Source organism: Actinopolymorpha singaporensis (assembly GCF_900104745.1).
Taxonomy (GTDB): Bacteria; Actinomycetota; Actinomycetes; order Propionibacteriales; family Actinopolymorphaceae; genus Actinopolymorpha; species Actinopolymorpha singaporensis.
Map to the genome: position 1 here is coordinate 5,197,602 of NZ_LT629732.1, position 24,075 is coordinate 5,221,676.

Annotated in this window: 20 protein-coding genes; 3 read left to right on the plus strand and 17 right to left on the minus strand. The window is 70.7% G+C overall.

Annotation, left to right across the window (positions count from 1 at the left end):
- Window positions 1–264 precede the first annotated feature (264 nt).
- The 9 genes from BLU27_RS29305 to BLU27_RS23355 form a co-directional block, all read right to left on the minus strand.
- On the minus strand, window positions 265–888 hold the full coding sequence (locus BLU27_RS29305; protein WP_157728770.1) for a hypothetical protein: 624 nt from the start codon (window positions 886–888) through the stop codon (window positions 265–267).
- Window positions 889–1,104: 216 nt separating this feature from the next.
- A complete protein-coding gene (locus BLU27_RS23320) occupies window positions 1,105–2,589 on the minus strand; it encodes a glutamate synthase subunit beta (RefSeq protein WP_092655785.1) in 1,485 nt (494 codons plus the stop codon).
- Window positions 2,582–7,135 carry a glutamate synthase large subunit gene (gene gltB / locus BLU27_RS23325; protein WP_092655786.1) on the minus strand — a complete coding sequence of 1,518 codons (4,554 nt, stop codon included), beginning with the start codon at window positions 7,133–7,135 and terminating at the stop codon, window positions 2,582–2,584. The genes BLU27_RS23320 and gltB overlap by 8 nt, the downstream gene beginning before the upstream one ends.
- A gap of 263 nt (window positions 7,136–7,398) precedes the next feature.
- Window positions 7,399–8,994 carry a prolipoprotein diacylglyceryl transferase gene (gene lgt / locus BLU27_RS30650; RefSeq protein WP_241827592.1) on the minus strand — a complete coding sequence of 532 codons (1,596 nt, stop codon included), beginning with the start codon at window positions 8,992–8,994 and terminating at the stop codon, window positions 7,399–7,401.
- 50 nt (window positions 8,995–9,044) lie between these two features.
- Window positions 9,045–9,827 carry a DsbA family protein gene (locus tag BLU27_RS23335; protein WP_092655787.1) on the minus strand — a complete coding sequence of 261 codons (783 nt, stop codon included), beginning with the start codon at window positions 9,825–9,827 and terminating at the stop codon, window positions 9,045–9,047.
- A 64-nt stretch (window positions 9,828–9,891) separates the two neighbouring features.
- A complete protein-coding gene (gene trpA, locus BLU27_RS23340; RefSeq protein ID WP_092655788.1) occupies window positions 9,892–10,710 on the minus strand; it encodes a tryptophan synthase subunit alpha in 819 nt (272 codons plus the stop codon).
- On the minus strand, window positions 10,707–12,017 hold the full coding sequence (gene trpB, locus BLU27_RS23345; protein ID WP_092655789.1) for a tryptophan synthase subunit beta: 1,311 nt from the start codon (window positions 12,015–12,017) through the stop codon (window positions 10,707–10,709). The genes trpA and trpB overlap by 4 nt, the downstream gene beginning before the upstream one ends.
- A gap of 65 nt (window positions 12,018–12,082) precedes the next feature.
- Window positions 12,083–12,886 carry an indole-3-glycerol phosphate synthase TrpC gene (gene trpC, locus BLU27_RS23350; RefSeq protein ID WP_092655790.1) on the minus strand — a complete coding sequence of 268 codons (804 nt, stop codon included), beginning with the start codon at window positions 12,884–12,886 and terminating at the stop codon, window positions 12,083–12,085.
- A 314-nt stretch (window positions 12,887–13,200) separates the two neighbouring features.
- Window positions 13,201–13,920: an RDD family protein gene (locus tag BLU27_RS23355; RefSeq protein WP_092655791.1), complete on the minus strand. Its 720-nt coding sequence runs from the start codon at window positions 13,918–13,920 to the stop codon at window positions 13,201–13,203.
- Window positions 13,921–14,036: 116 nt separating this feature from the next.
- On the opposite strand from BLU27_RS23355, the gene BLU27_RS23360 reads away from it, so the two are divergent.
- On the plus strand, window positions 14,037–14,516 hold the full coding sequence (locus BLU27_RS23360; RefSeq protein WP_157728771.1) for a DUF2752 domain-containing protein: 480 nt from the start codon (window positions 14,037–14,039) through the stop codon (window positions 14,514–14,516).
- 19 nt (window positions 14,517–14,535) lie between these two features.
- On the opposite strand, the gene BLU27_RS23365 is transcribed toward BLU27_RS23360, so the two are convergent.
- The 4 genes from BLU27_RS23365 to BLU27_RS23380 form a co-directional block, all read right to left on the minus strand.
- Window positions 14,536–16,644 carry a GxGYxYP domain-containing protein gene (locus BLU27_RS23365; RefSeq protein ID WP_092655793.1) on the minus strand — a complete coding sequence of 703 codons (2,109 nt, stop codon included), beginning with the start codon at window positions 16,642–16,644 and terminating at the stop codon, window positions 14,536–14,538.
- A 459-nt stretch (window positions 16,645–17,103) separates the two neighbouring features.
- The gene (gene rocD / locus BLU27_RS23370; protein ID WP_092655794.1) at window positions 17,104–18,414 is read right to left on the minus strand and encodes an ornithine--oxo-acid transaminase; all 1,311 of its coding nucleotides are present in this window, start codon (window positions 18,412–18,414) and stop codon (window positions 17,104–17,106) included.
- Window positions 18,404–19,312: a dimethylargininase gene (gene ddaH, locus BLU27_RS23375; protein WP_092655795.1), complete on the minus strand. Its 909-nt coding sequence runs from the start codon at window positions 19,310–19,312 to the stop codon at window positions 18,404–18,406. The genes rocD and ddaH overlap by 11 nt, the downstream gene beginning before the upstream one ends.
- 220 nt (window positions 19,313–19,532) lie before the next feature.
- A complete protein-coding gene (locus BLU27_RS23380; RefSeq protein WP_092655796.1) occupies window positions 19,533–19,997 on the minus strand; it encodes an Lrp/AsnC family transcriptional regulator in 465 nt (154 codons plus the stop codon).
- A gap of 131 nt (window positions 19,998–20,128) precedes the next feature.
- Between BLU27_RS23380 and BLU27_RS30950 the strand changes: the two genes are divergently transcribed.
- Window positions 20,129–20,254: a hypothetical protein gene (locus BLU27_RS30950; RefSeq protein WP_277869252.1), complete on the plus strand. Its 126-nt coding sequence runs from the start codon at window positions 20,129–20,131 to the stop codon at window positions 20,252–20,254.
- A 41-nt stretch (window positions 20,255–20,295) separates the two neighbouring features.
- Window positions 20,296–20,952 carry a hypothetical protein gene (locus BLU27_RS23385; protein ID WP_092655797.1) on the plus strand — a complete coding sequence of 219 codons (657 nt, stop codon included), beginning with the start codon at window positions 20,296–20,298 and terminating at the stop codon, window positions 20,950–20,952.
- 13 nt (window positions 20,953–20,965) lie between these two features.
- On the opposite strand, the gene BLU27_RS23390 is transcribed toward BLU27_RS23385, so the two are convergent.
- From BLU27_RS23390 to hisI, 4 genes are all read right to left on the minus strand, one after another.
- A complete protein-coding gene (locus BLU27_RS23390; RefSeq protein ID WP_157728772.1) occupies window positions 20,966–21,262 on the minus strand; it encodes an HGxxPAAW family protein in 297 nt (98 codons plus the stop codon).
- A gap of 97 nt (window positions 21,263–21,359) precedes the next feature.
- Complete coding sequence (locus BLU27_RS23395) at window positions 21,360–21,986, minus strand: Trp biosynthesis-associated membrane protein (RefSeq protein ID WP_092655799.1); 627 nt, start codon at window positions 21,984–21,986, stop codon at window positions 21,360–21,362.
- 14 nt (window positions 21,987–22,000) lie between these two features.
- Window positions 22,001–23,506 (minus strand): anthranilate synthase component I, encoded by a 1,506-nt coding sequence (locus tag BLU27_RS23400; protein WP_092655800.1) that lies wholly within the window; start codon window positions 23,504–23,506, stop codon window positions 22,001–22,003.
- Window positions 23,503–23,937 carry a phosphoribosyl-AMP cyclohydrolase gene (gene hisI / locus BLU27_RS23405; RefSeq protein WP_092658136.1) on the minus strand — a complete coding sequence of 145 codons (435 nt, stop codon included), beginning with the start codon at window positions 23,935–23,937 and terminating at the stop codon, window positions 23,503–23,505. The genes BLU27_RS23400 and hisI overlap by 4 nt, the downstream gene beginning before the upstream one ends.
- Window positions 23,938–24,075: the final 138 nt, after the last annotated feature.

Consider the following 24,075-nt stretch of genomic DNA (forward strand, 5'->3'; position numbering starts at 1 on the left):
CCCCGCAACGCATCGCCGTTCTGCAAGTCCCGTATCCACCCATTTCACAGGTTGGCTTCAACCACCATCTGCAATCCGTACACGAAGGGCCCCCACCCGAGTCGACTACCTCCCCATCTTTAGTCAACAGAGCCGCTTGGCCCGCGAACCTACCTTTGCCGCCATCCGGAGGTGGAGGTGGCTCAGGATTCCTGCAACCAAGGCAAGCCCAAGCGTCCGTCGCGAAGAAGGTTCCGCACACCATGGCACCGATCAGCAGAAGTACTAACTGCTGGATTCTCCGAGGACCTGCCCCGCGGCCAACCAGCGGTCTCCTCTTCGCACGAAGGTCATCCACGAACCTCTCCAAGCCTCAGGTTTGTAGCTCTCGACCGTCTTACCGTTTTCATCTACTTCTCGACCACCTGATATAGATAAGGTGAACTCCACTCGACGAATTTCATTCTTCCCTCTGTCGGCAAGCTTGAAGTCAGAGACCTTGTACACCCCGAGGTCTTCGAAATGATTTCCCCGTTTCTTAACCTGTTCAACATAATCTATGTAACCTTGCGCGGCGTTCGAACCAGGAACTATGACGTCGTATATCTGACTCGTGTCGAGCTTTCTGTAGGCCTCGTTGATTACTCGGTAGTAATTGACGGTGGCGGCGTGAAGTTGTTCTTCCACTGAACCGCTGGGCGCCGTCGGTGTGGGAGTCGGCGTCCGCGTGGGTGTGGCCGTCGGGGTCTCCGACGGGGTGGGGCTGGCGGACTTGGTTGGTGACGGGGAGGGCGTCTTGCCGGCCTCGGGTTCGATGTTCCTGCTGCACCCGGACACGCCCAGCCCGACGGCGATCGCGCCGGCGAGCGCGCCGCGAACCAGCGCTGATCTGCCGTACAGAATCTTCATAGTTCGCATACCGTAGCGAACCCGTCGCAAACCGGGTGATCACTGTCCACAGGCCGGTCCGACCGCGACCTCCGGCGTCACTCAGCGACCCACCGATGCCACCGAGGCGTCCGGAAGGGCAGACACAAAGAACCCCTGCCACGGCTCTCAGCACCGCGACAGGGGCCCCCTGCACCTCTCCTCACACCCGGTCCGCCGGCAACGGACCGTCTGCGCTCACACCACCAGCGGACGGTCCGTCGGCTTGATCGGCGCCGGCAGGGACGTCTGCCCCTCGCGCAGCCACGCGTCGACTCCGGCCGCACACGCGCGGCCCTCGGCGATCGCCCAGACGATCAGCGACTGGCCGCGCCCGGCGTCACCGGCCACGAACACGCCCTCGACGTTCGTCATGTACGACGTGTCCCGCTTGATGTTGCCCCGCTCGTCCAGCTCGACCTCGAGCTGCTCGAGCAGGCCGCCACGCTCGGGGCCGACGAAGCCCATCGCCAGCAGTACCAGCTCTGCGGGGATCTCCACCTCGGTGTTCGGGACAGGCTCGAAGCGGCCGTTCTCGAACCTCACCTCGACCAGGCGCAGCGCACGCACGTTGCCCTGGTCGTCACCGAGGAACTCCGTCGTCGACACGGCGTACTTGCGCTCGCCGCCCTCCTCGTGCGCGCTGGAGACGCGGAACAGCATCGGGTACGTCGGCCACGGCTGGTGCAACGGACGCATCTCCGTCGGCTGCGGCATGATCTCCAGCTGAACGACGTTCGCCGCACCCTGCCGGTGTGCGGTGCCCAGGCAGTCTGCGCCGGTGTCGCCGCCGCCGATGATGACGACGTTCTTGCCGTGCGCGGTGATCTGGCCCGGCACCTCCTCGCCGTGCGCGGCGCGGTTGGCCTGCGGGAGGTACTCCATCGCCTGGTGGATGCCGCCGAGCTCCCGGCCTGGCATCGGCAGGTCACGCGGGATCGTCGACCCCATCGCCAGCACGACCGCGTCGTAGCGTGCCCGGAGATCCTGGCCGGTCACGTCCACACCGACGTTGACGCCGGACCGGAAGATCGTGCCCTCGCGCGACATCTGGTCCAGCCGCCGGTCGACGACCCGCTTCTCCATCTTGAACTCGGGGATGCCGTACCGCAGCAGGCCGCCCACCTTGTCGGCCCGCTCGTACACCGCGACGGTGTGCCCTGCCCGGGTGAGCTGCTGCGCAGCGGCCAGCCCCGCCGGACCCGAACCCACCACGGCCACGCGCTGGCCGGTCAGCCACTCCGGCGGCTGCGGTGTCACCCAGCCCTGCGCCCAGGCGCGGTCGATGATCGAGACCTCGACGTTCTTGATGGTCACCGAACCACCGGAGATGGACTCGTCGATCGCCAGCACGCACGCCGTCTCACACGGTGCCGGGCACAGCCGGCCCGTGAACTCCGGAAAGTTGTTCGTCGCGTGCAGGCGTTCGATGGCGGCGCGCCAGTCGTCGCGCCAGACCAGGTCGTTCCACTCCGGGATGAGGTTGCCGAGCGGGCAGCCCTGGTGGCAGAACGGGATACCGCAGTCCATGCAGCGCCCGGCCTGCTTGCTGATGATCGGCAACAGCGACGTGCCGATCCCCTCGCCCGGATAGACCTCGTTCCAGTCGCGAAGCCGTTCCTCGACCGGCCTTCGGTGCGCTCCCTCGCGGGGGGTGGTGAGGAAGCCCTTCGGGTCAGCCATGTGCGGCCTCCATGATCGCTTGGTCGACGTCACGTCCCTCGGCGAAGGCACGGGCCCGCGCCTGCAGAACGCGCTTGTAGTCCTTCGGCATCACCTTCACGAACCGGTCCAGCGTCGCCGTCCAGTCGGCGAGCAACGACTCGGCCACAGGTGAGCCGGTCTCCTCCTGGTGCGCACTCACCAGCGAGTGCACCAGGTCGCGGTCCTCCTCGGTCAGCGGCTCGAGTTCGACCATCTCCGGGTTGACCCGCCGCCCGTCGAGGTCGAGCACGTAGGCGACGCCGCCCGACATGCCCGCCGCGAAGTTACGTCCAGTCGCGCCGAGTACGACGACGACACCACCGGTCATGTACTCGCACCCGTGGTCGCCGACGCCCTCCACGACCGCGGTGGCACCGGAGTTGCGGACGCAGAACCGCTCGCCCACCTTTCCGCGCAGGAACACCTGGCCGGCGGTCGCGCCGTAGGCGATGACGTTGCCGGCGATGATGTTGTCCTCGGCCACCAGCGTGGCGGCGCGGTCGGGCCGGACGATGATCCGCCCACCCGACAGCCCCTTCGCGAGGTAGTCGTTGGCGTCGCCCTCCAGCCGGAGGGTGATGCCCCGGGGCAGGAACGCGCCCAGCGACTGGCCGGCCGAACCCACCAGGGTCAGGTCGATCGTGTCGTCGGGCAGGCCCTCGCCGCCGTACTTCTTGGTCAGCTCGTGCCCCAGCATCGTTCCCACGGTGCGGTTGACGTTGCGGATCGGCAACTGCGCACGCACCGGCTCACCCCGGTCGAGCGCGTCGCGGGCGATCTCGATGAGGTGGTTGTCGAGCGCCTTCTCCAGGCCGTGGTCCTGGTTGGTGACGCATCGCCGCGGCGTGCCGTCCGGCAGCTCGGGCACGGTGAGGATCGGCCGCAGGTCCAGACCGGCCGCCTTCCAGTGCTCCACCGCCTGCGCGATGTCGAGCAACTCGGCGTGCCCGACCGCCTCGTCGATGCTGGCGAATCCCAGCTCGGCGAGGTACTCGCGCACCTCCTGCGCGATGTACTCGAAGAAGGTGACCACGAACTCCGGTTTGCCGTTGAACCGCTTGCGCAGCTCGGGGTTCTGCGTGGCCACACCCACCGGGCAGGTGTCCAGGTGGCACACCCGCATCATCACGCAGCCGGAAACCACCAGCGGCGCGGTCGCGAAGCCGAACTCCTCCGCACCGAGCAGCGCCGCGATCACGACGTCCCGGCCGGTCTTGAGCTGGCCGTCGGTCTGGACGACGATCCGGTCACGCAGGCCGTTGAGCAGCAGCGTCTGCTGGGTCTCGGCGAGCCCGAGCTCCCACGGCGCGCCCGCGTGCTTGAGCGAGGTGAGCGGCGCGGCGCCGGTACCGCCGTCGTGCCCGGAGATGAGCACCACGTCGGCGTGCGCCTTCGACACCCCGGCCGCGACCGTGCCCACACCGACCTCCGCGACCAGTTTCACGTGCACGCGCGAAGCCGGGTTGGAGTTCTTCAGGTCGTGGATCAGCTGGGCGAGGTCCTCGATCGAGTAGATGTCGTGGTGCGGCGGCGGGGAGATCAGTCCCACACCCGGCGTGGAGTGCCGGGTGCGCGCGATCCACGGGTAGACCTTGTTACCCGGAAGCTGGCCGCCCTCGCCGGGCTTGGCACCCTGCGCCATCTTGATCTGCAGGTCGGTCGCGTTGGTGAGGTAGTCCGACGTCACCCCGAACCGCCCGCTGGCCACCTGCTTGATGGCGCTGCGCCGTTCCGGGTCGTGCAGCCGGTCGGTGTCCTCGCCGCCCTCGCCGGTGTTGGACCGGGCGCCGAGCCGGTTCATCGCGATCGCGAGCGTCTCGTGCGCCTCCGCCGAGATCGAGCCGTACGACATCGCACCGGTGGAGAAGCGCTTGACGATGCTCTCCACCGACTCGACTTCCTCGACCGGGATCGGGGGCCGCTGCCCGTACTTCAGCGAGAACAGCCCCCGCAGCGTCATCAGCCGCTGGGCCTGCTGGTCCACCCGGGCGGTGTACTGCTTGAAGATGTCGTACCGCTGGCTGCGGGTGGAGTGCTGCAGCCGGAACACGGTCTCCGGGTCGAACAGGTGCGGCTCACCCTCGCGCCGCCATTGGTACTCCCCGCCGATCGGCAGCCGGCGGTGTGCCGGAGCGATGCCGTCGCGCGGGTAGGCGGTCTCGTGCCGGCGGCGCACCTCGTCGGCGATGAGGTCGAGGTCGACCCCGCCGAGCCGGGACGTGGTGCCGGTGAAGTACCGGTCCACGACCTCCTGGCCGAGTCCGACCGCCTCGAAGATCTGCGCGCCGGTGTAGGAGGCGACGGTGGAGACGCCCATCTTGCTCATGACCTTGAGCACGCCCTTGCCCAGCGCCTTCACCAGTTGCTGGACGGCCTTCTCCGGAGCGATGCCCTCCAGGAAGATGCCTTCCCGGACGAGGTCCTCCACGCTCTCCATGGCGAGGTAGGGGTTGACCGCGGCCGCGCCGTACCCGATCAGCAGCGCGACGTGGTGCACCTCGCGGACGTCGCCGGCCTCCACGACCAGGCCGACCTGGGACCGGGTCTTCTCCCGGATCAGGTGGTGGTGCACCGCCCCGGTGAGCAGCAGCGACGGGATCGGCGCCAGCTCGGCGTTGGAGTGCCGGTCGGACAGCACCAGGACGCGGGCGCCGGACGCGATCGCCTCCGACACCTCGGCACAGATCTCGTCCAGCCGCTTGGCGAGCTCCTCGCCGCCGCCTTCGACGCGGTAGAGACCCTGCACCAGATGCGCGGCGTAGCCCGGGAAGTCACCGTCACGGTTGACGTGGATGATCTTCGCCAGCTGGTCGTTGTCGAGTACGGGGAACGGCAGCACGATCTGCCGGCACGAGGGGGGGCCGGGCGAGAGCAGATTGCCCTCCGGCCCGATCTTCCCGGCCAGCGAGGTGACCAGCTCCTCCCGGATCGCGTCCAGGGGCGGGTTGGTGACCTGCGCGAACAGCTGGGTGAAGTAGTCGAACAGGAGCCGCGACCGGTCCGACAGCGCGGCCAGCGGGGTGTCGCTGCCCATCGAACCGATCGGCTCGGCACCGGTGCGCGCCATCGGCGCCAGGATGACCCGCAGCTCCTCCTCTGTGTAGCCGAACGTCTGCTGCCGGCGGGTCACCGACTTGTGCGTGTGCACGATGTGCTCACGCGGCGGGAGGTTCTCCAGCCGGATCAGCCCGGCGTGCAGCCACTCGTCGTACGGGTGTTCGGCGGCGAGGCGGCCCTTGATCTCCTCGTCCTCGATGATCCGGTGCTCGGCGGTGTCCACCAGGAACATCCGGCCCGGCTCCAGCCGGCCCTTGCGGACAACGGACTTCGGGTCGATGTCGAGAACGCCGACCTCGGAGGCCAGCACCACCAGACCGTCGTCGGTCACCCAGTACCGGCTCGGGCGCAGGCCGTTGCGGTCCAGGACCGCGCCGACCTGGGTGCCGTCGGTGAACGCGACACAGGCCGGACCGTCCCACGGCTCCATCAGCGAGGAGTGGAACTCGTAGAACGCGCGGCGCGCGGGGTCCATCTCGGCGTGGTTCTCCCACGCCTCCGGAATCATCATCAGCACGGCGTGCGGCAGCGAGCGGCCGCCCATCTGCAACAGCTCGAGCACCTCGTCGAACCTCGCCGAGTCACTCGCACCGGGCGTGCAGATCGGGTAGAGCCGGTCCATTCCGCGGCCGGCGTCGGCACCGGCGGGCTGGGCGAGCAGGTCGCTTTCCAGCAGCGCCTCGCGGGCCCGCATCCAGTTCTCGTTGCCCATGACGGTGTTGATCTCACCGTTGTGGGCGACGTAGCGGTACGGGTGGGCCAGCGGCCAGGACGGGAACGTGTTGGTGGAGAACCGCGAGTGGACCAGCGCGATGGCGCTCTCCATCCGGCGGTCGGACAGATCGGGGAAGAACGGCTCGAGCTGCTCGGTGGTGAGCATGCCCTTGTAGACGATCGTCCGCGACGACAGCGACGGGAAGTAGGCGTCGGTCTCGTGCTCGACCCGCTTGCGCAGGGCGAACGCGCGCCGGTCCAGGGGCAGGCCGCTCAGCGCGGTGCCGTCGGCCCCCTCAGCGGTCAGGAACAGCTGGCGGAACCGCGGCATCACCGCGCGGGAGGTGCGCCCGAGCAGCTCGGGCACCACCGGGACGTCGCGCCAGCCGAGGACGTCGAGGCCCTCCTCGGCGGCGATCTCGGTGATCCGGGCGACGGTGGCGGCGTCGGCTGCGTCGTCGTTGGGAAGGAACGCCGTACCCACGGCGTACTCGCCGGGAGCCGGCAGGGCCAGGTCGGTGACCGCACGCAGGAAACTGTCGGGCACCTGGAGCAGCAGGCCGGCGCCGTCGCCGGAGTCCGGCTCGCTGCCGGAGGCGCCGCGGTGATCGAGGTTGCGCAGCGCCGTGAGCGCGTGCTCGACGATCTGGTGGCTGGGCTCGCCGCTCAGGGTGGCCACGAACGCCACGCCGCACGCGTCGTGCTCGAACCGGGGGTCGTACAGGCCTTGCGGCGGCGGGGGCGTTCCGAGCATGTGAATACTCCCGTCGTCAACTCGCGTTGGGACACGCTCAAGGGACGACGTTGGCCCCGGCGGTTGCATGCAGGGTAGCGGACACCTGACGGTGAGCCCCAGGGACGATGGTCCCGGGCGCACCACCTCGTCGTGGCGTCCGCTGTGAGCGAACTTCGGCGGTAGCCGGCAACGCCACAGGTCGCGACAGCATAGCCGCGTGGCAGTGGCGGGTCACGGCGGTGTGACGTACTAGCCGAGACGCGCGTTCGATCGTACTTCGGTCATTGTGAACCCTCCGGGGGGTTTTCTGTCGAACGTGTTCGCTCCTCGGACACCTGCCGCCGCCCGGCCCCTCTCCGGCGGGGGTCCTGGTCGGGCTCGTTGGCGCGGTTGCGCTGGTCTGCGAGGTACTTCTCCTCCGTGGCGTACCGGTCGTCACCCGGGTAGCGCTCGTCGGCGTACACGCCGCGGTCCTCGGCGGGATGGCGCCCCTCGGCTTCCGCCGGGTGGTCCGGGCGGCTGCGGGCCTCCTCTTCGGGCGTTTCCTGTCGCCCGGAGGTCTGCCGGTGAGCCGTCTCACCACCGCGCGGCCGGGTCTGCGACGGGCGAGCGCCCTCCTCGATCTGGGTGCTCTGCTCCACCAGCCGGTCGCGGTCGACCACCAGGTGACCCTCGGCCACCGAGGCGGGATCCTCCAGATCGCCAGGACCGCCTGGGGCGGCACGGTCGCCCGAGCCGTGTTCGGTGCCAGGACCTGCGGATATGCCCGAGTCGTCGGCCTGGCGAGGCTCGTCCGGGTCGCCGAAGCCACGCGGGTGGGCGGGGTCCTGACGGGGATCACCGGCGGCGCGTCCACGGTCGGTGGTCCCCCGGCGGGTTCCGGTCCCCTGGTCGGCGGTGGGCAGCTCGTCCTCCGCCGACGCTCGGCGTCCGGCCGCCGAACGGGAAGCCGACGGGGAGCCGGTGCCAGTGGTGCTCTGCGCGGAGGTGACCCCGCCGCGGCCGACGGTGTCGGCGGTGGCGCTCACCTCGTCGCCGGGGGCCGTGGGTGCCGTCGGCTCGACGACGCGTTCCCGGCCCGGGCGAAGAGTGGCCGAAAGGACGAAGTAGAGCATCGCGAGCAGGAAGACCAGCACCGAGGTCCAGACGTTCAGCCGCAGGCCGAGGATGTGGTTCACGGGGTCGACGCGGAGGTACTCGATCCAGCCCCGCCCCAGCGTGTAGCACATGACGTACAACGCGAACGCGCGCCCGTGGCCGAGGCGGAACCGCCGGTCGGCCCAGATCACCAGCAGCGCGGTGCCGACGTCCCAGATGCTCTCGAACAGGAAGGTGGGCTGGAACGTGGCGTACTGCTCATATCCGATCGGACGGTGCGCCGGGTCGATCCGCAAACCCCACGGCGCGGTGGTGGGAGCGCCGAACAGCTCCTGGTTGAACCAGTTGCCCCACCGCCCGATCGCCTGGGCGAGGACGATCCCGGGCGCGAGCGCGTCGGCCATCGCCGGCAGCGGAATGCCGCGCCGCCGGCAGGCGATCCAGGCACCGAGCGCGCCGAACGCCACACCGCCCCAGATGCCGAGGCCGCCCTCCCAGACCGCGAACGCCCGCATCGGCTCGCGGCCAGGGCCGAAGTAGAGCTGGTAGTCGGTGATGACGTGGTAGAGGCGGGCACCCACGAGGCCGAACGGGACTGCCCAGACGGCGACGTCGGCGACCGTCCCCGGCCGGCCGCCGCGTTCGATCCAGCGGCGGTTTCCCAGCCAGACCGCCACAACGACGCCGAGGATGATGCATATCGCATATGCCCGGAGCGGGAGCGGCCCGAGATGCCACACCCCCTGCGAAGGGCTGGGTATGGACGCGAGGATCTGCATGGCCTGTGAGAACTCCTGCGGGCGATGGTTACCGGACGGACCTTACCCGCTCACTGCTTGTTGGTCTTGGCAGCCGCGGAGTCGATCGCGAGCTTCAGGCCGGTCCCGCTGGTGTCGCCGGGGTCCAGCTGCTTGCCGTTGACGAAGACCGTGGGGGTGCCCTGTACGCCGCGGTCGGTGCCGGTCTTGTCGACCGCCTTGACCCAGTCGGCGAACTTGTCACCGTTGACGCAGGAACGGAACGAGCCGGAGGTGAGCCCGATCCCCTTGCCGAGCTCGACCAGCTGGGAGTTGGTCCAGCTCTGGCTGTAGTTGGCGTACAGCGCGTCGTGCATCTCGCGGGCCTTGCCGGCGTCGACGGCGCACCCGAAGGCGTTGGCGGCGAGCTCGGTCGGCCGGCCGAAGCCCGGCAGCGTGAGCGGGTAGTAGATGACCCGCGCCTTGCCGGCCTCGACCTGTTGGTTCAGGGTCTGCTCGGCGTCGCTTTCGAAGTCGCGGCAGTGCGGGCAGGCGAAGTCCTCGAACATCTCCACCACGACGGGGGCACTGGACTTGCCGAACCCGACACCGTCGCCCTGACCGCCCGCCTTGCCGGCGACCGGCGTCGGGTCGCTCTTGGAGGCCGGTTTGTACGGGGCGACGACGCCCTCGGGGTAGGCCGCGGTGGTGTCGACCTTGGAGCGCTGCCACTGGACGACCGCGGCGATGGCCACGATCACCACGGCCACGACCACGGCCACGCCGATGCGCATCATGTTCTCGCGCCGCTTGGCCTGCGCGGCCTGCCGGGCACGCTCGGCGCGCAACTGCTCCCGGGCCGACTTCTTGCTCATGCCGCTCTCCGCCTCGTCTGTCCACCGGCGCCGCCGCGTCGCGGCGCCGGATGCTGGTGGTGCCTCACTGCCCCCGCCGGCGAACTCCGTCGGCGAGGTCGCGGGCGACTTCGCGCACCCGCTCGACGCCGGCGCGCTCGTCGGGCGCGTCCAGCAACGGGCGTACGAACGCCGAGCCGACGATCACCGCGTCCGCACTCGCCGCCACCTCGGCGGCCTGGTCGCCGTTGGACACGCCGATCCCGACGCCGACGGGCAGGTCGGTGACCTCCCGCAGTCTGGCGACCAGCCCGGGCGCACCGGCGCTGGTCTGCTCACGGGCGCCGGTCACCCCCATCACCGCCGCGGCGTAGACGAAGCCCCGGGAGGCCTGCGCGGTCAGCCGCAGCCGCTCGGTGGACGACGACAGCGCGACCAGGAAGACCCGGTCCAGGCCGGTCGCGTCGCTGGCGGCCACCCACTCCCCGGCCTCCTCCGGAATCAGGTCGGGCGTGATCAGCCCCACCCCGCCGGCCGAGGAGAGGTCCCGTGCGAAGCGTTCAACGCCGTAGCGCTCGATCGGGTTCCAGTACGTCATCACCAGGGTCGGTACGCCGAAGCCGGAGACCGCCTCGACCGTACGGAGAACGTCCTTGGTGCGGGTGCCGCCGCGCAGCGCCTGGTCGGCGGCCGCCTGGATGGTCGGGCCGTCCATCGTCGGGTCGGAGTAGGGCAGGCCGACCTCGAAGACGTCGACCCCCGCCTCGGCCATCGCCTCGAACGCCGCGATCGCACCGTCGTAGCTCGGGAATCCCGCCGGCAGGTAGCCGACGAGCACCCCGCGGCCCTCTTCCTTCGCCCTGGCGAAGACCGGGCCGACCCCGGTGGACGTCGAGGTGCTCACGCCTTCTCCTCCGTGCTCTCCCGCGCCGAGTCCGCCTGCTTGGCGTTCTCCCGCTCGGTACCGGCCGTCTCCACCCCGGGCTTGTCGTCGAGCAGACCGAACCACGTGGCGGCGGTGTCGACGTCCTTGTCGCCCCGGCCGGACAGGCACACCAGGACGGTCGCGTCCGGGCCGAGGTCCTCGGCCACCCGGAGCGCTCCGGCCACCGCGTGCGCGGACTCGATCGCGGGGATGATCCCCTCGGTCCGGGTCAGGAGCCGCAGCGCGTCCATCGCCTCGGCGTCGGTCACCGGGAGGTAGGTCGCGCGGCCGGTGTCGTGCAGCCAGGCGTGCTCGGGCCCCACCCCCGGGTAGTCCAGCCCCGCGGAGATCGAGTGGCTCTCGATGGTCTGGCCGTCCTCGTCCTGGAGGAGGTAGGACCGGGTGCCGTGCAGGACGCCGACCTGACCGGAGGTGATCGTCGCGGCGTGCCGGCCGGTGTCCACGCCGTCGCCGCCGGCCTCGAAGCCGTAGAGCCGGACGGACTCGTCGGGAACGAACGCGGTGAACGTGCCGATCGCGTTGGAGCCGCCGCCCACGCACGCGCACACCGCGTCCGGAAGGGAGCCGGTCAGCTCGATCGTCTGTGCCCGGGCCTCGTCGCCGATACCGCGGCAGAAGTCGCGCACCATGACCGGGAACGGGTGCGGTCCGGCTGCGGTGCCCAGGAGGTAGTGGGTGTTGTCGACGGAGGCCACCCAGTCGCGCAGCGCCTCGTTGATCGCGTCCTTCAGCGTCCGGCTGCCGGTCGTCACCGGGATCACCTCGGCGCCGAGCAACTCCATCCGGGCGACGTTGAGCGCCTGCCGGCGGGTGTCCTCCTCGCCCATGTAGACCACGCAGTCCAGGCCGAGGTAGGCGCAGGCGGTGGCGGTGGCCACACCGTGCTGCCCGGCCCCGGTCTCGGCGATGATCCGGGTCTTGCCCATCCGGACCGCCAGCAGTGCCTGGCCGAGGACGTTGCGGATCTTGTGGGCGCCGGTGTGGTTGAGGTCCTCCCGCTTGAGCAGGATCCGGACGCCGGCCACCTCGGAGAGGCGGGTCGCGTCGTAGAGCGGGCTCGGCAGGTTGGCGTACTCCCGGAACATCCGGTCCAGTTCGGCCATGAACGCCGGGTCGGCCTGCGCGGCGCGGTGCGCCTGCTCGAGTTCGTCGAGCGCGCTGATCAGGGCCTCGGGGGTGAACCGGCCGCCGAAGCGACCGAAATGTCCGTCGAGTCCCTGACCGAGCACGCCCCGGTCGGTGTTGGCAGCGGCCACGTCAGTCATCGAGTCACTTCGGTTCGGGGGTCGGTTGCGAGTGGGTTCGGGCAGTCATGGGACCGGCCACCGGCTCAGTCATGGTGCAGAGCCGGATGGGCACCGGCCGCGACCAGATCGGCCACCGCGGACCGGGGGTCCTTCCCGGTGACCAGGCTCTCGCCGACGAGGACGGCGTGAGCACCGGCGCGGGCGTACTCGATCACGTCGTGTGGTCCGCGCACGCCGGACTCCGCCACCTTGACGATACCGTCGGGGACCCGCGGCGAGAGCCGGCTGAACGCGCTCCGGTCGACCTCCAGGGTGCGCAGGTCTCGGGCGTTGACGCCGATCAGCTTCGCGCCCGCGTCGACGGCCCGCTCGACCTCCTCCTCGGTGTGCACCTCGACCAGCGGGGTGAGGCCGATCGACACCGCGCGCTCGATCAGCGAGACCAGGGCGTTCTGCTTCAAGGCCGCCACGATGAGCAGCACCAGGTCGGCGCCGTAGGCCCGGGCCTCCCAGAGCTGGTAGCTGGTGATCACGAAGTCCTTGCGGAGGATCGGAACGTCCACCGAGGAACGCACCGCCCGGAGGTCGTCGATCGAGCCGCCGAACCGGCGGCGCTCGGTCAGGACGCTGATCACAGCGGCCCCGCCGGCCTGGTAGTCGGAGGCGAGCGCGGCCGGATCGGCGATCGCGGCGAGCGCACCCTTGCTCGGACTCGACCGCTTGACCTCCGCGATGACGGCAACGCCGTCGCCCCGCAGAACCGGGACGGGATCGATGGCGTACGGAAGAAGGGCGACCCGCTTCTTCAGATCGTCGATCGAGACTCTCGCCTGCCGCTCCTCAAGGTCGGCGCGGACCCCGTCGAGGATCTCGTCGAGAACACTCACGCAGTCAGTCCTTCCTGAGCGACCTAAGCGCAGGCGCGGGTCTTCGGCGAACGAACCCGCTCTCGCTTCCAGAGACCTGCTCAGAGTAACGACGACCTCCCCCCACCCCGACACCGGCTGGTGGTCAGGGCGCGTCCGGTGCAGGGCCGCGTGCGCGGTGGAGGAGGCAGGGTACGGGCCCGGAATCAGTACGAAAACGGTGCGGGCGACGGCGCGGGCCGGGACGGCGAGCGCGGGACCGGTCCCGTCCGCCGCCCGTCGGGGGCGTGTTCCGACGCTGGCCACCAGACTCGCCGAACACGCCCCCGGACGGCTCACACCTTGATGACCAGGCTGGACATCACCTTGTCGGCGAACGTCTGGCGCTTCTTGTCCCACAGGGGCCAGAGGAAGCCGACGTAGCAGGGCAGCGCGTCCAGGATGTGCGCGAGCGCACGGACGAAGGTCGTGCCCGGACCCAGCGGCTGCCCGTCGGACTCACGGACCAGCTTGATGTTGAGCACCTGCTTGCCGATGCTCTGACCAGTACGGCCCTGCCGGAAGACGATGTTCCAGATACTGATGGCCAGGCTCACGAGGTACAGGATCGAACCGATCATCGTGGCTGCCCCCGACGGCTGGCCACCGGACTGCAGACCGGTCATCAGCGCCGAGCCGATGGCGCCGGGGATCCACGCCACGACACCGTCGACGAGGTACGCGCCCAGACGGTGGACCCACGGGGCGAGCATGTCCCGGTCGATTTCGGGAGCGCCGGAGTACTGGCCGTACTGATCCGGCTGGCCGTACTGACCCTGACCGTACTGACCCTGACCGTACCCCTCCTGGCCCTGGGGGTACGCCTGGCCGTAACCCGGCTGCTGGCCGTACTGCTGGCCGTACTGACCGTGTTGCTGTTGCCGGCCGTAGCCCTGCTGGCCGCCCTGTCCCTGGGCCTGCCGGCCGTAGGGATCCTGAGGCTGCGGAGCACCGTGCCGTCCCGAGGATGAGCCCTGGTCGGGTGCGTCGGGACCCGGCGGGGTCGGTGTACTCACAACCGTCTCCGTTCTGGAAGTCACACGTGAAAGTGGCAACGAATTCGAACAACCTAGTGGTCACAGCCTCCCCGCGAAACCGGTTCGGGCGAGGGGGTTGGGGTTACCGTGGACCCGTGCCGCAACCGCCCCTGAACCGACCGGGCGGTCTGCCCGCCGCGCGCGCCGCGCACCAGGACGTGCTGCCCTCGGACAGCACGCTGGCCGGCCTCGCCGTCCTAGGCGCCACAGGTCTTGGACTGGCGGCGGCGAACGCCGTGTCGGGCGGACGGTTCGGCGTCCCGTGCCTGCTGCACTTCCTCACCGGGCTGGACTGCCCGCTGTGCGGTACGACCCGGATGGCGGCCGCCGTGCTGCACGGCGACCTGGCCGGCGCGCTCAGGTTCAACGCGCCGGCCCTCCTCGCGATCCTGGTCGTGGCCTACCTGTGGCTGAGCTGGGTGCTCGAACGCCTGCCCTTCCGTGCCCGACTCCCCCGTCCGGTGCTGGGCCCGCGGGCGCGGTCGGCGCTCCTCCCGGCGGTGGTGGCGGCGGCCGTGGTGTTCATGGTGCTGCGCAACCTGCCCTGGCCGCCGTTCACCGCCCTGCACGTCTGACCGGCCGGCGGGCGCGGGCCTACCCGAGCGCCTTCCGGGCCAGGTCGAAGTACTGGTCGCCGCGCACCACGCGGTAGTCGGATCCGAGCGAGGCGGTCACCTCGGCCAGGTCCTGCGGCGTCATCGCCCAGGCGTTCACGCCGATCGAGACGAACCGCGGCGAGTTGCCGTCCCAACCCTGCGCCGACCGGGCGATGGCGGCCTTGGTCTCCTGAATTCCGCCGACACCGAGGATGGTGGCGAGTGGCGTACCGCCCTCCACGAGGCGGGTGGTGGTCGTGCCGGACCAGTTCAGGAAGATCCCCTGCGGCTCGACGTCGGAGACGTACGCATGGGTCTTCTCCGCCGACAGGTCGACGTCGTGACCGTCCACCCGGTTGAGCACGTAGACGATTCCCATCCCCGTCGCGTGCATGTACTTGCCGGTCTGCCGGGTGAACGCGCCGAAGGTGCCGTCCGGCCACGGTGTCGGGTAGATGTAGCCCGCGCCGGAGGGGCCCGCCACCAGCAGGTCGTTGTCGGTCGCGGTGCGCTGGAAGTGGCTGAGGAAGTTCGGCGCGGCGTCGGCGAGCAGCGGGTTGGTGGTCCAGTTGACCGGCACGCTGCCCCTGCCCGGGTTGTCCCACAGGATCCGCAGCCGGTGTTCGTTGTACTGCAGGTTGTCGCCCTCGGACATGGTGAAGGTGACGTAGACCTTGTTCTCCAGCGGAAGCGTGGGTGCCGGCTTCTGCTGGTCGGAGATCGGCGCCCGGGCACCGGAATGCACGGTGAGGTTCTCGAACCAGTCCGCGGCCAGCACGTAGACGCCGTGTCTCGAGCACAGTTCGGTGCCGCCGAACTCGCCCGCGATGTCCTGGGCGAACCACCCGAGATAGGGCGTGTACGGCTCGACCTCGGACATGATCTGCTCGAACAGTTCGCGTTCGGCGTCGACGTTCGGATCCAGCCAGAACGTCATCGCCTGGTTGGCCACGGCGTAGTCGCGCAGGTAGGCGAACGCCACCTTCGTCGGCCGGGCCGGCTCGGTCTTGCTCACCGACACCACGTACTCGTTCCACATCTCCACCGAGAGCGTCAGCTTCGACGTTCCGGAGGGCGGGGCGAACCCGTACACGAAGTAGCGGCCGCCGTCGGCGAACCGGTGCAGCGGCGGGCCCAGGCTGGTCTGGGAGTTGCTGTCGTCGAAGAGGTACGGGTCCTCCGCGTCGGTGCCGGGCACGAAGTCGGCCACCACGGTGTCGTCCGCGCGCAACGTCACCTGGTGCACGGCGGGGCCCCAGCCGTCGTTGGTGAACGCGTCGTCGAAGCGCACCCACACGCCTTTGCCGCCGAGCTGGCCGGTGAGGTCGAACTCGTACACCTTCCGGTTGGAGGCGTCGTGGATGTGCGTGTCCACCTTGGCGATGGTGGTGTAGTACGACGGGAGTCCGGGCGGGAGGCTGACGTCCTTCAGCGGCGGCAGGCCGATCAGCATCCGGTGGGTGGTCTGCGACCAGAGGTTCTCGAACTGCCAGCGGTAGGCGTCGATCCGGCTGGTGAACCGCCCGCGCAGGTCCTCGACCACCTTCACGCCGTAGTCCTTCGCAAGCGGTCCCACCAGGTCCGGGCCGACGGCGACGAGGTTGCGCAGGCCGGCGAGGGTGGTGGCCACATTGAGCGAGTCGGGCACCTCGGGGTCGTACACGACGCTGCCACGGATCGCGCCGCGGTACCTGTCCACCAGCGTCCAGAAGTCGTCGCGCACGGTGTACGACACGCCCAGGTCGCGCAGCCAGGTCAGCCGGCCCTCGCCGTTGGTGGCGTCGTCGCCGATGAGGTAGATCTGCGGACGGACCCGGTTCACCAACCCCTGCAGGGTTCCCAGCATCAGCTTCTCGTCGCCGGACAGGCCGGTGATGTCTACGACGTCGAGGGCGCGTGGTGACGCGAAGTGGGGCAACGCCTGCCCGTCCGGCCAGCTGATGCCCGACCGCGCCCGGGTCGTGGTGGCGGTCACACCGGTTGCCGGGCCGCCGGTTGCCGCCTGTGCGGTCCCCGGCGTGAGGAGGTTCGGCACGGTCGCTGCACCGAGTCCGGCCACGACCATTCGGCCGAAGGTCCGCCGCGAGTACTGGTTGTTCCATGTCATCGGTCGTCGCACCGCCTGGTGGTAAGCGCTGTCCGCGCGCTGGAGAAGGGAATCCGGACACGCCCGGCCACCGCGGCGACGGACCCGGAGAGATGCCTCCGCGGCGCACCGGCGTACGGGAGTTGCTGCGGGTCGAGCGGGAGTACTGGCATACGGAAGAAGCGGACGTGCCGGAGTTGCAGACGTACGGGATGAACGGACGTACGGGAGGAACGGACGCTCGGGGAGGGCCGACGTACGGAGGAACCACGAACGAGAGCTGACGTGCCCGGGAAACGACGAGCGGGTGCCCGTCCCAAGCGATGCTGAGTGATTGTGGTGTGTGCGGACAGGCGCAGACAAGATCACTGGCCAGAGCAGGCCGCGTTGTCGCGGGCCGCTCCGGCCAGTGAGGTGGTCGGCTCCGTGGTGCCGAACGTGATGCCGAGGTTGTGCCGAGCGTGGTGGGTGGCGCCGTGCCTACCGAGTCGCCAGCACGTCGGCCAACTGGTCCACGGCCCACTCCAGGTCGGCCTGTTCGATCACCAGGGGCGGTGCCAGCCGGATCGTCGAGCCGTGGGTGTCCTTGGCGAGTACCCCCCGCTCGGCGAGCGTGGAGCAGATGTCGCGACCGGTGCCGAGCGCGGGATCGACGTCGATGCCGGCCCACAGACCGGCAGTGCGTACGCCCACGAGCCCCTTCCCCAGCAGGGCGTTCAGGCGCTCGGTGAGGACGGTACCCAGGGCTGCGGCCCGTCGCTGGTAGCTGCCGTCGGTGAGCAGGCCCACCACGGCCCGGCCGACCGCACATGCCAGCGGGTTGCCGCCGAACGTGCTGCCGTGCTGACCCGGGCGGACGACGCTCAGCACGTCCGGCGAGCCGGCCACCGCCGAGACCGGCACCACTCCGCCGCCGAGCGCCTTGCCGAGGATGTAGAGGTCGGGGACGACGCCTTCGCGGTCGCAGGCGAACGTGGTGCCCGTCCGCCCAAGCCCGGCCTGGATCTCGTCGGCGAGCAGGAGTACGCCCCGCTCGGTGCACGTGCGGCGGACCTCGCGCAGGTAGCCCTCCGGAGGCACGATCACCCCGGCCTCGCCCTGGACGGGTTCGATCAGCACGGCGACCGTGGTGTCGTCGATCGCGTCGGCGACCGCACCCGCGTCGCCGTACGGCACGGTCACGAAGCCCGACGTGTAGGGGCCGTAGTGGTCGCGGGCGTCCGGGTCGTCGGAGAAGCTCACGATCGTGATCGTGCGGCCGTGGAAGTTGCCGGCCGCGACGACGATGGTGGCCTGCCCGTCCGGGACACCCTTGCGCTCGTAGCCCCACTTGCGGGCCAGCTTCAGCGCGGTCTCCACCGCCTCCGCGCCGGTGTTCATCGGCAGCACCATGACGCCGGGGGAAGCCTCGGCGCCGGTGACGGACCCCGTGCTCGACATCGGGTTCGACGCCGCGACCAGCCCGGCGAGCTCGGCGCAGAAGGCCCCGAACTGGTCGTGGTGGAACGCCCGGCTGATCAACGTCAGCCGGTCCAGCTGCTCACGTGCGGCGGCGAGGATGGCCGGGTGGCGGTGGCCGAAGTTGAGCGCGGAGTACCCCGCCAGGCAGTCGAGGTAACGTCGCCCGTCCACGCCGGTCACCCAGGCGCCCTCGGCTTCGGCGGCCACCACCGGCAGCGGATGGTAGTTGTGCGCGGCGTACCGCTCGGCGAGCGTGATCTGCGCCGCGGTCGGGTCCAGGGTCGGGTCCAGGGTCGGGTCCGCGGTTCGGGTCGTCGGGTCACCGAGCATCCGGGGCCCCCTCTCCCGCCATGACCACACCGCCGGCGACACCGTTCTCGACGCGGCCTTCGACATGGCTCGGACGGATCTCCAGCGTGCAGCACTTCGGGCCGCCACCGGACTTGCGCAGCTCGGACAGGTCCACCGGCACCGGCTGGTAACCGCGTTCGGCGAGCCGGCCCGCGAGCCCGGTCGCCTGCACGGGCAGTACGACGTTCCGGCCGTCGGACACGGCGTTCAGGCCCAGCACCACCGCGTCGGCCTCGTCGGCAAGCACCGCATCCGGGTACAGGTCCGCCAGCACCTGCCGGCTCTCCGGCGCGAACGCCTCCGGGTAGTAGGCGACGTTGTGCTCGTCGAGCACCGACAGAGCGGTGTCCAGGTGGTAGAAGCGCGGGTCGACCAAGTGCAGCGTGACGACCGGCCGGTCGACGTACTCCGCCAGCTCGCGGTGGGCCGCCGGGTCGGTACGGAAGCCGGTGCCGGCGAGGATGCGGTCCGGCGTGGTGAGCAGGTCGCCCTCGCCCTCGGCGACGGCCAGCGGGAGGTACGCGTCGCGGACACCGTGCTCGACGCCGTGGGTCCTGAACCACTCGAGGTAACGGGTGGCCTCGGGCATCCGCTCCAGGTAGCGGAACCGCGAGCCGAACGCCAGCCCGTCCACGACCACTGCACCGTTCGCGGCGAACACCATGTCCGGCAGGCCGGGCACGGGCTCGATCAGGCTGACCTCGTGACCGAGGTCGAGGTAGGTCCGGCGCAGACGCTCCCACTGCGCGATGGCGAGCTCGGTGTCGACCGCGTTCTCCGGGTGCATCCACGGGTTGATCGCGTACGAGACGGTGAAGTACGTCGGCCGGCACATGAGGTAGTGCCGGTGAGTGGCGGTCCTGACGGTCGTGGGCATCGAGAAACCTCCGCTGGGGTACGAACGGGGGCGCGAGCGGCCGCCGCGACCTTCCCGAGGTCGAGCCTAGGTAGCCACCTACCCGCGACCCAATGCGTCCTGACTGCGCATGGGCGGCAGTTCGTTGCGTGCTCGGCGCCGATGGCAGCGAATCGTTGCGCGGCCGGTTCACCGGGCCGGACGGGACGCGTTCGTGCCCGGCAACCCTCGGGGGCGGGTGCTAACCCGGGGTCTCCTGGCCGGTCAGTCCGGGCCGCTCCAGCAGCCGGGACAGCACCAGCGAGCTCCTGGTCCGGGCGACGTACGGCTCGGCGTTGATGCGTTCCAGCACCCGCTCGAAGTGCCCGATGTCGGCGGTGAGGATGTGCACCAGGGCGTCCGCCTCACCGGTCAGCGTGCAGGCCGCCACCACCTCCGGGAAGCGCGCCACGCCCGCCCGGATGGTCGCGGGCGAGGTCTTGCCCTGGCAGAACAGTTCGACGTACGCCTCGGTGGTCCAGCCGAGGGCGCGCGGGTCGACCTTCGCGGTGAACCCGGTGACCGCACCCGCCTGCCGCAACCGGTCCACCCGGCGCTTCACCGCCGGCGCCGACAGTCCGACCTGGGCCCCGATCTCGGCGAAGCTGGCCCGGCCGTCGTCGAGCAGCAGGGCGACGATGCGTTCGTCCACGGGGTCCAGCCGCACGCTCGCTCTCCTCCTTCTCCCGGCGTCTCCCGGCGTCTTGTCCCGGCGTCTCCTCGGCTTCCAGCACCGGGTGCCGGGTGCCCTGCTCACCGCTCGCCGGCTGTTCGTACAGCCGCCTAAACTGTGCACCCGTGACCGGAGTCCGCGCATCCGACACCATGGCCGAGCCGGCCGTCTGCCGCGTCGCGATCCGCATCAACGGTCTGCCCGCCCCCGGAAAGTCGACACCGGTCGACGTCGGCGCGCTGAGTGCCTGATGTCGTACGGAACTCCTGCCAGGCCGGCGGAATCGCTGCCCATGACCTGGGATCCGTTCGGGACGATCGCCGACACCCTGTGGCTCGGCGGCGGGCAGTGGGCCGGCAAGTCGACTGTGGCCCGCATCCTCGCCCGCCGCTGCGGGATCACGGCGTACCACTACGACTACCACGATGCCCGGGGACACGACGCGCGCCGCGTCGCCGACCGGGCTGCTCGTGGGGAGCCGCTGACCGGGCCGGGCCCGGACGAGGTGTGGGTCCGGCGTACGTCCGCGGAGATGGCCCGGGACGCGCTGGAGGAGTTCGGCCGGAGGTTCGAGTGGACGCTGGACGACCTGCGGGGGCTGGTGTCCGGGCGGCCGATCCTCGCCGAGGGGTGGGGACTGCGTCCCGAACTCGTCGCACCGTTGCTGGACTCACCCGGCCGGATGCTGGTCATGGTGCCGACCGAGGAGTTCCGGCAACGTCAGCTGCGGGAACTCCCCCGCGCCCGGGAGTTCGGGCCACGGGTCAGTGATCCCGAACGTGCGCAGGCCAACCGGGTCGACCGGGACCGGCTGCTCGCGGTGTCGGCCGCCGAGGCCGCCCGGGAGCACGGGATCCGCGTGCTGGCTGTGGACGGAAGCCGGGACGCCGAACAGGTGGCCGACGAAGTGGCCGACCACTTCTCGCCCTACCTGGCCAACCTGAGCTGAGCGGAGGCGGCGGTCAGGAGACCGTGCTGCTCTCCTCGGAGGTGTCGCCCGCGATCGGCTGCACCTCGGCCGGGCTGTGCCGGGGCGGGCGGGGGCCACCGAGGCCCATGACGTGCATGATCTTGCCGATGAGCAGGGCGACCAGCGTCCCACCTACCGCGCTGGCGAAGAACAGCCACCAGTTGCCGATCACGATCGCCACACCGGCGACCACGGAGACGGCCAGCAGGATTCCTACGGTCGTCCACGCCGCCGGGGTGTTGCCGTGGTGGGACTGCGTGGTGTTCTCGTGCCGGAACTTGTCGCTCATGTCGCCCATGGCCGACCCTCTCTTTCGTACCGTGGCCCATTGTGTCGCGCGCCCTGATCACCGGCGACCCGGGGTCGCCCGGTCGCGGGGCCGCCGGTCAGTCGCGCAGGGTGGGGTCCTCGCCGCGGTCGAGAGCCGCCCACGGATCGTCGTCGGTCCGCCTGGCCGCCGGTGCGTCGTACCGGCTGCCCATCGCCGGCCACCTCCGGCCGCGCGCCACCGCGAGCACTCCGCCGGCCACGACGAGCGCTGCACCGGCCATCGCGAGCCACGGCCAGGACTCGACCGTGACCGTGGACGCCCGGATGCCGCCTCCGCCGCCTCCGCTTCCCGCCCCGCCGGCGATCGCGCGGCGCACCGCCGCGTCCGCGACCGGGCCGGTGCGGGTCCAGAACGTCGCGCACGAGGCGACCGCGGCGGCTCCTGCCAGCGCGACCAGTCCACCGGCGACCTGGCGGCCGAGCCCTCTGGTGGCCAGCAGGGCGAGCACTCCGGCGAGGCCGAGGAAGCCGGCCGAGCGGACCAGCGGGGCGGCCTGTGCCCCGGTGACGGCGGTGTGCACCGCGGGGTAGTCGGGGATCGCCCACCGGGCTGCGAGCCAGGTGCGCCCGGCTGCCCACAGCACGAGGGCCGCGCCTGCGAGAACCAGCCCGAGAGCGAGGAAGAACTGCCGCCGGGCGGTCGGCTTCGCGGACACGGGAGTCGCGGTGGTCCTGGTGGTCATGGTGGTCCTTGCCGTCACGGTGTCCGGAACGTTTCCGCCACCGCCACCGCGCGCAGTGCCGCGGCCGCCTTGTTGCGGGTCTCGGCGTCCTCGGCCGCGGGGTCGGAGTCGGCCACGATGCCCCCGCCGGCCTGGACGTACGCCACACCGTCGCGCAGCAGCGCGGTGCGAATGGCGATCGCAGCGTCCAGGTCCCCGGCGAAGTCGAGGTAGCCGACGACCCCGCCGTACAGCCCTCGCCTGGTGGGTTCGAGCTTCTCGATGATCTCCATCGCCCGCGGCTTCGGCGCGCCGGAGAGGGTGCCGGCCGGGAAGCAGGCACACAGGGCGTCGAAGGCGGTCCGCCCCGGCGCCAGCCGTCCGACCACGGTGGACTCCAGGTGCATGACGTGGCTGTACCTGCGTACGGTCATGAAGTCGACCACCTCGACGCTGCCCGGCGCACACACCCGGCCGAGGTCGTTGCGGCCCAGGTCGACCAGCATCAGGTGCTCGGCGCGTTCCTTCTCGTCGGCGAGCAGTTCCTGCTCCAGCGCGTGGTCCTCCTCCGGAGTGGCACCTCGTGGCCGGGTTCCCGCGATCGGGTGCGTCAGCGCCCGCTCGCCGGTCACCGTCACCAGCGCCTCCGGGCTGGAACCCACGATGTCGAAGTCGCCGAAGCGCAGGAGGTACATGTACGGCGAGGGGTTGGAGAGGCGCAGCACGCGGTAGATGTCGAACGCCCTGGCCGTCGTCGCCCGCTCGAACCGCTGCGACACCACCACCTGGAAGGCCTCACCGGCGTGGATCTCCTCCTTGGCCTGCTCGACCGCCGCCATGTGCTCCTCGGCGGAACGGCGGCGTTCGTAGCCGGGCGGGGCCTGCAGGTCGGCCGCCGCGACGAACGACGGCGTGGGCTGGGCGAGCGCCTTCGTCATGGCGTCCAGCCGCTGAACGGCGTCGGACCAGGCCTGGTCGACGCGCTCGCCGGTGTCGTCCCAGTTGACCGCGTTGGCGATCAGCAGCAGCGTGCCGTCCACGTGGTCCAGCACCGCGAGGTCGGTGGCCAGCATCAGTGCCAACTCGGGCAGCCCTAGGTCGTCGGTGGTGAGGTCGGGCAGCCGTTCCAGCCGGCGCACCGCGTCGTAACCGATGTAGCCGACGAGGCCACCGGTCAGCGGCGGCAGGCCGGGGAGGTTCGGGGTGTGCAGCCGGGCCACCGTCTCCTGCACCGCGGCCAGCGGGTCGCCGCCCTCGGGCAGCCCCACCGGCGGGTTGCCGAGCCACTGCGCCTCGCCGTTGCGTTCGGTCAGCACCGCCGCTGAACGGACGCCGACGAAGGAGTACCTCCCCCACACCCCGCCGTGCTCGGCCGACTCGAACAGGAACGTGCCCGGCTCGTCGCGGGCCAGCTTGGCGTAGACGCCGAGCGGGGTCTCGGCGTCGGCGAGCAGCTTGCGGGTCACCGGGATCACCCGGCGGCCGGACGCGAGGTCGCGGAAGCCGGCGAGGTCGGGGGTGGTCGCACCGAGGAACGTCACGGCCGGACCTCCTCCTCCGCGGCGGCCGCGGCTCCCGGCTCGCCGACCTTCGCGGTGAGCAGGCCGTCGTCGAAGCAGGTGCGCGTGCCGGTGTGACAGGCCGGGCCCTCCTGGTCGACCCGGACCAGCAGGGTGTCACCGTCGCAGTCCAGCCGGACCTCCTTCACCCACTGCCGGTGACCGGAGGTCTCCCCCTTCACCCAGTACTCCCGGCGACTGCGGCTCCAGAACGTCGACCGGCCCGTGGTGAGCGTGCGATGCACCGCCTCGTCGTCCATCCAGCCGACCATCAGCACCTCGCCGGTGTCGTACTGCTGGACCACCGCGACCACCAGGCCGTGGTCGTCGCGTTTGAGGCGGTCTGCGACCTCGGGGGCGAGTGCGGTGCCGGCGCCGGGGCTGTCGGCACTGTGGGTGTCGGCACTGGGCATGCCCGCCATTGTTCCCGGTGCCGCCGACAGCGGGCGCGACGGGTCGTGCCGGTCCGCTCACCACCGCGGCCGGAGCCGGGCATAGCGGTACGAACGCCGATCTGCACGGATCCGCCACCGCTTCGCCGCTCCCCCCCC

Bases quoted from the DNA above. Each gene is read 5' to 3' on its own strand.
- BLU27_RS29305 (WP_157728770.1), bottom strand. From the start codon at position 888: ATGAAGATTCTGTACGGCAGATCAGCGCTGGTTCGCGGCGCGCTCGCC.
- BLU27_RS23320 (WP_092655785.1), bottom strand. From the start codon at position 2,589: ATGGCTGACCCGAAGGGCTTCCTCACCACCCCCCGCGAGGGAGCGCAC.
- gltB (WP_092655786.1), bottom strand. From the start codon at position 7,135: ATGCTCGGAACGCCCCCGCCGCCGCAAGGCCTGTACGACCCCCGGTTC.
- lgt (WP_241827592.1), bottom strand. From the start codon at position 8,994: ATGCAGATCCTCGCGTCCATACCCAGCCCTTCGCAGGGGGTGTGGCAT.
- BLU27_RS23335 (WP_092655787.1), bottom strand. From the start codon at position 9,827: ATGAGCAAGAAGTCGGCCCGGGAGCAGTTGCGCGCCGAGCGTGCCCGG.
- trpB (WP_092655789.1), bottom strand. From the start codon at position 12,017: ATGACTGACGTGGCCGCTGCCAACACCGACCGGGGCGTGCTCGGTCAG.
- BLU27_RS23365 (WP_092655793.1), bottom strand. From the start codon at position 16,644: ATGACATGGAACAACCAGTACTCGCGGCGGACCTTCGGCCGAATGGTC.
- rocD (WP_092655794.1), bottom strand. From the start codon at position 18,414: ATGCTCGGTGACCCGACGACCCGAACCGCGGACCCGACCCTGGACCCG.
- ddaH (WP_092655795.1), bottom strand. From the start codon at position 19,312: ATGCCCACGACCGTCAGGACCGCCACTCACCGGCACTACCTCATGTGC.
- BLU27_RS23385 (WP_092655797.1), top strand. From the start codon at position 20,296: ATGACCTGGGATCCGTTCGGGACGATCGCCGACACCCTGTGGCTCGGC.
- BLU27_RS23390 (WP_157728772.1), bottom strand. From the start codon at position 21,262: ATGAGCGACAAGTTCCGGCACGAGAACACCACGCAGTCCCACCACGGC.
- BLU27_RS23395 (WP_092655799.1), bottom strand. From the start codon at position 21,986: ATGACCACCAGGACCACCGCGACTCCCGTGTCCGCGAAGCCGACCGCC.
- hisI (WP_092658136.1), bottom strand. From the start codon at position 23,937: ATGCCCAGTGCCGACACCCACAGTGCCGACAGCCCCGGCGCCGGCACC.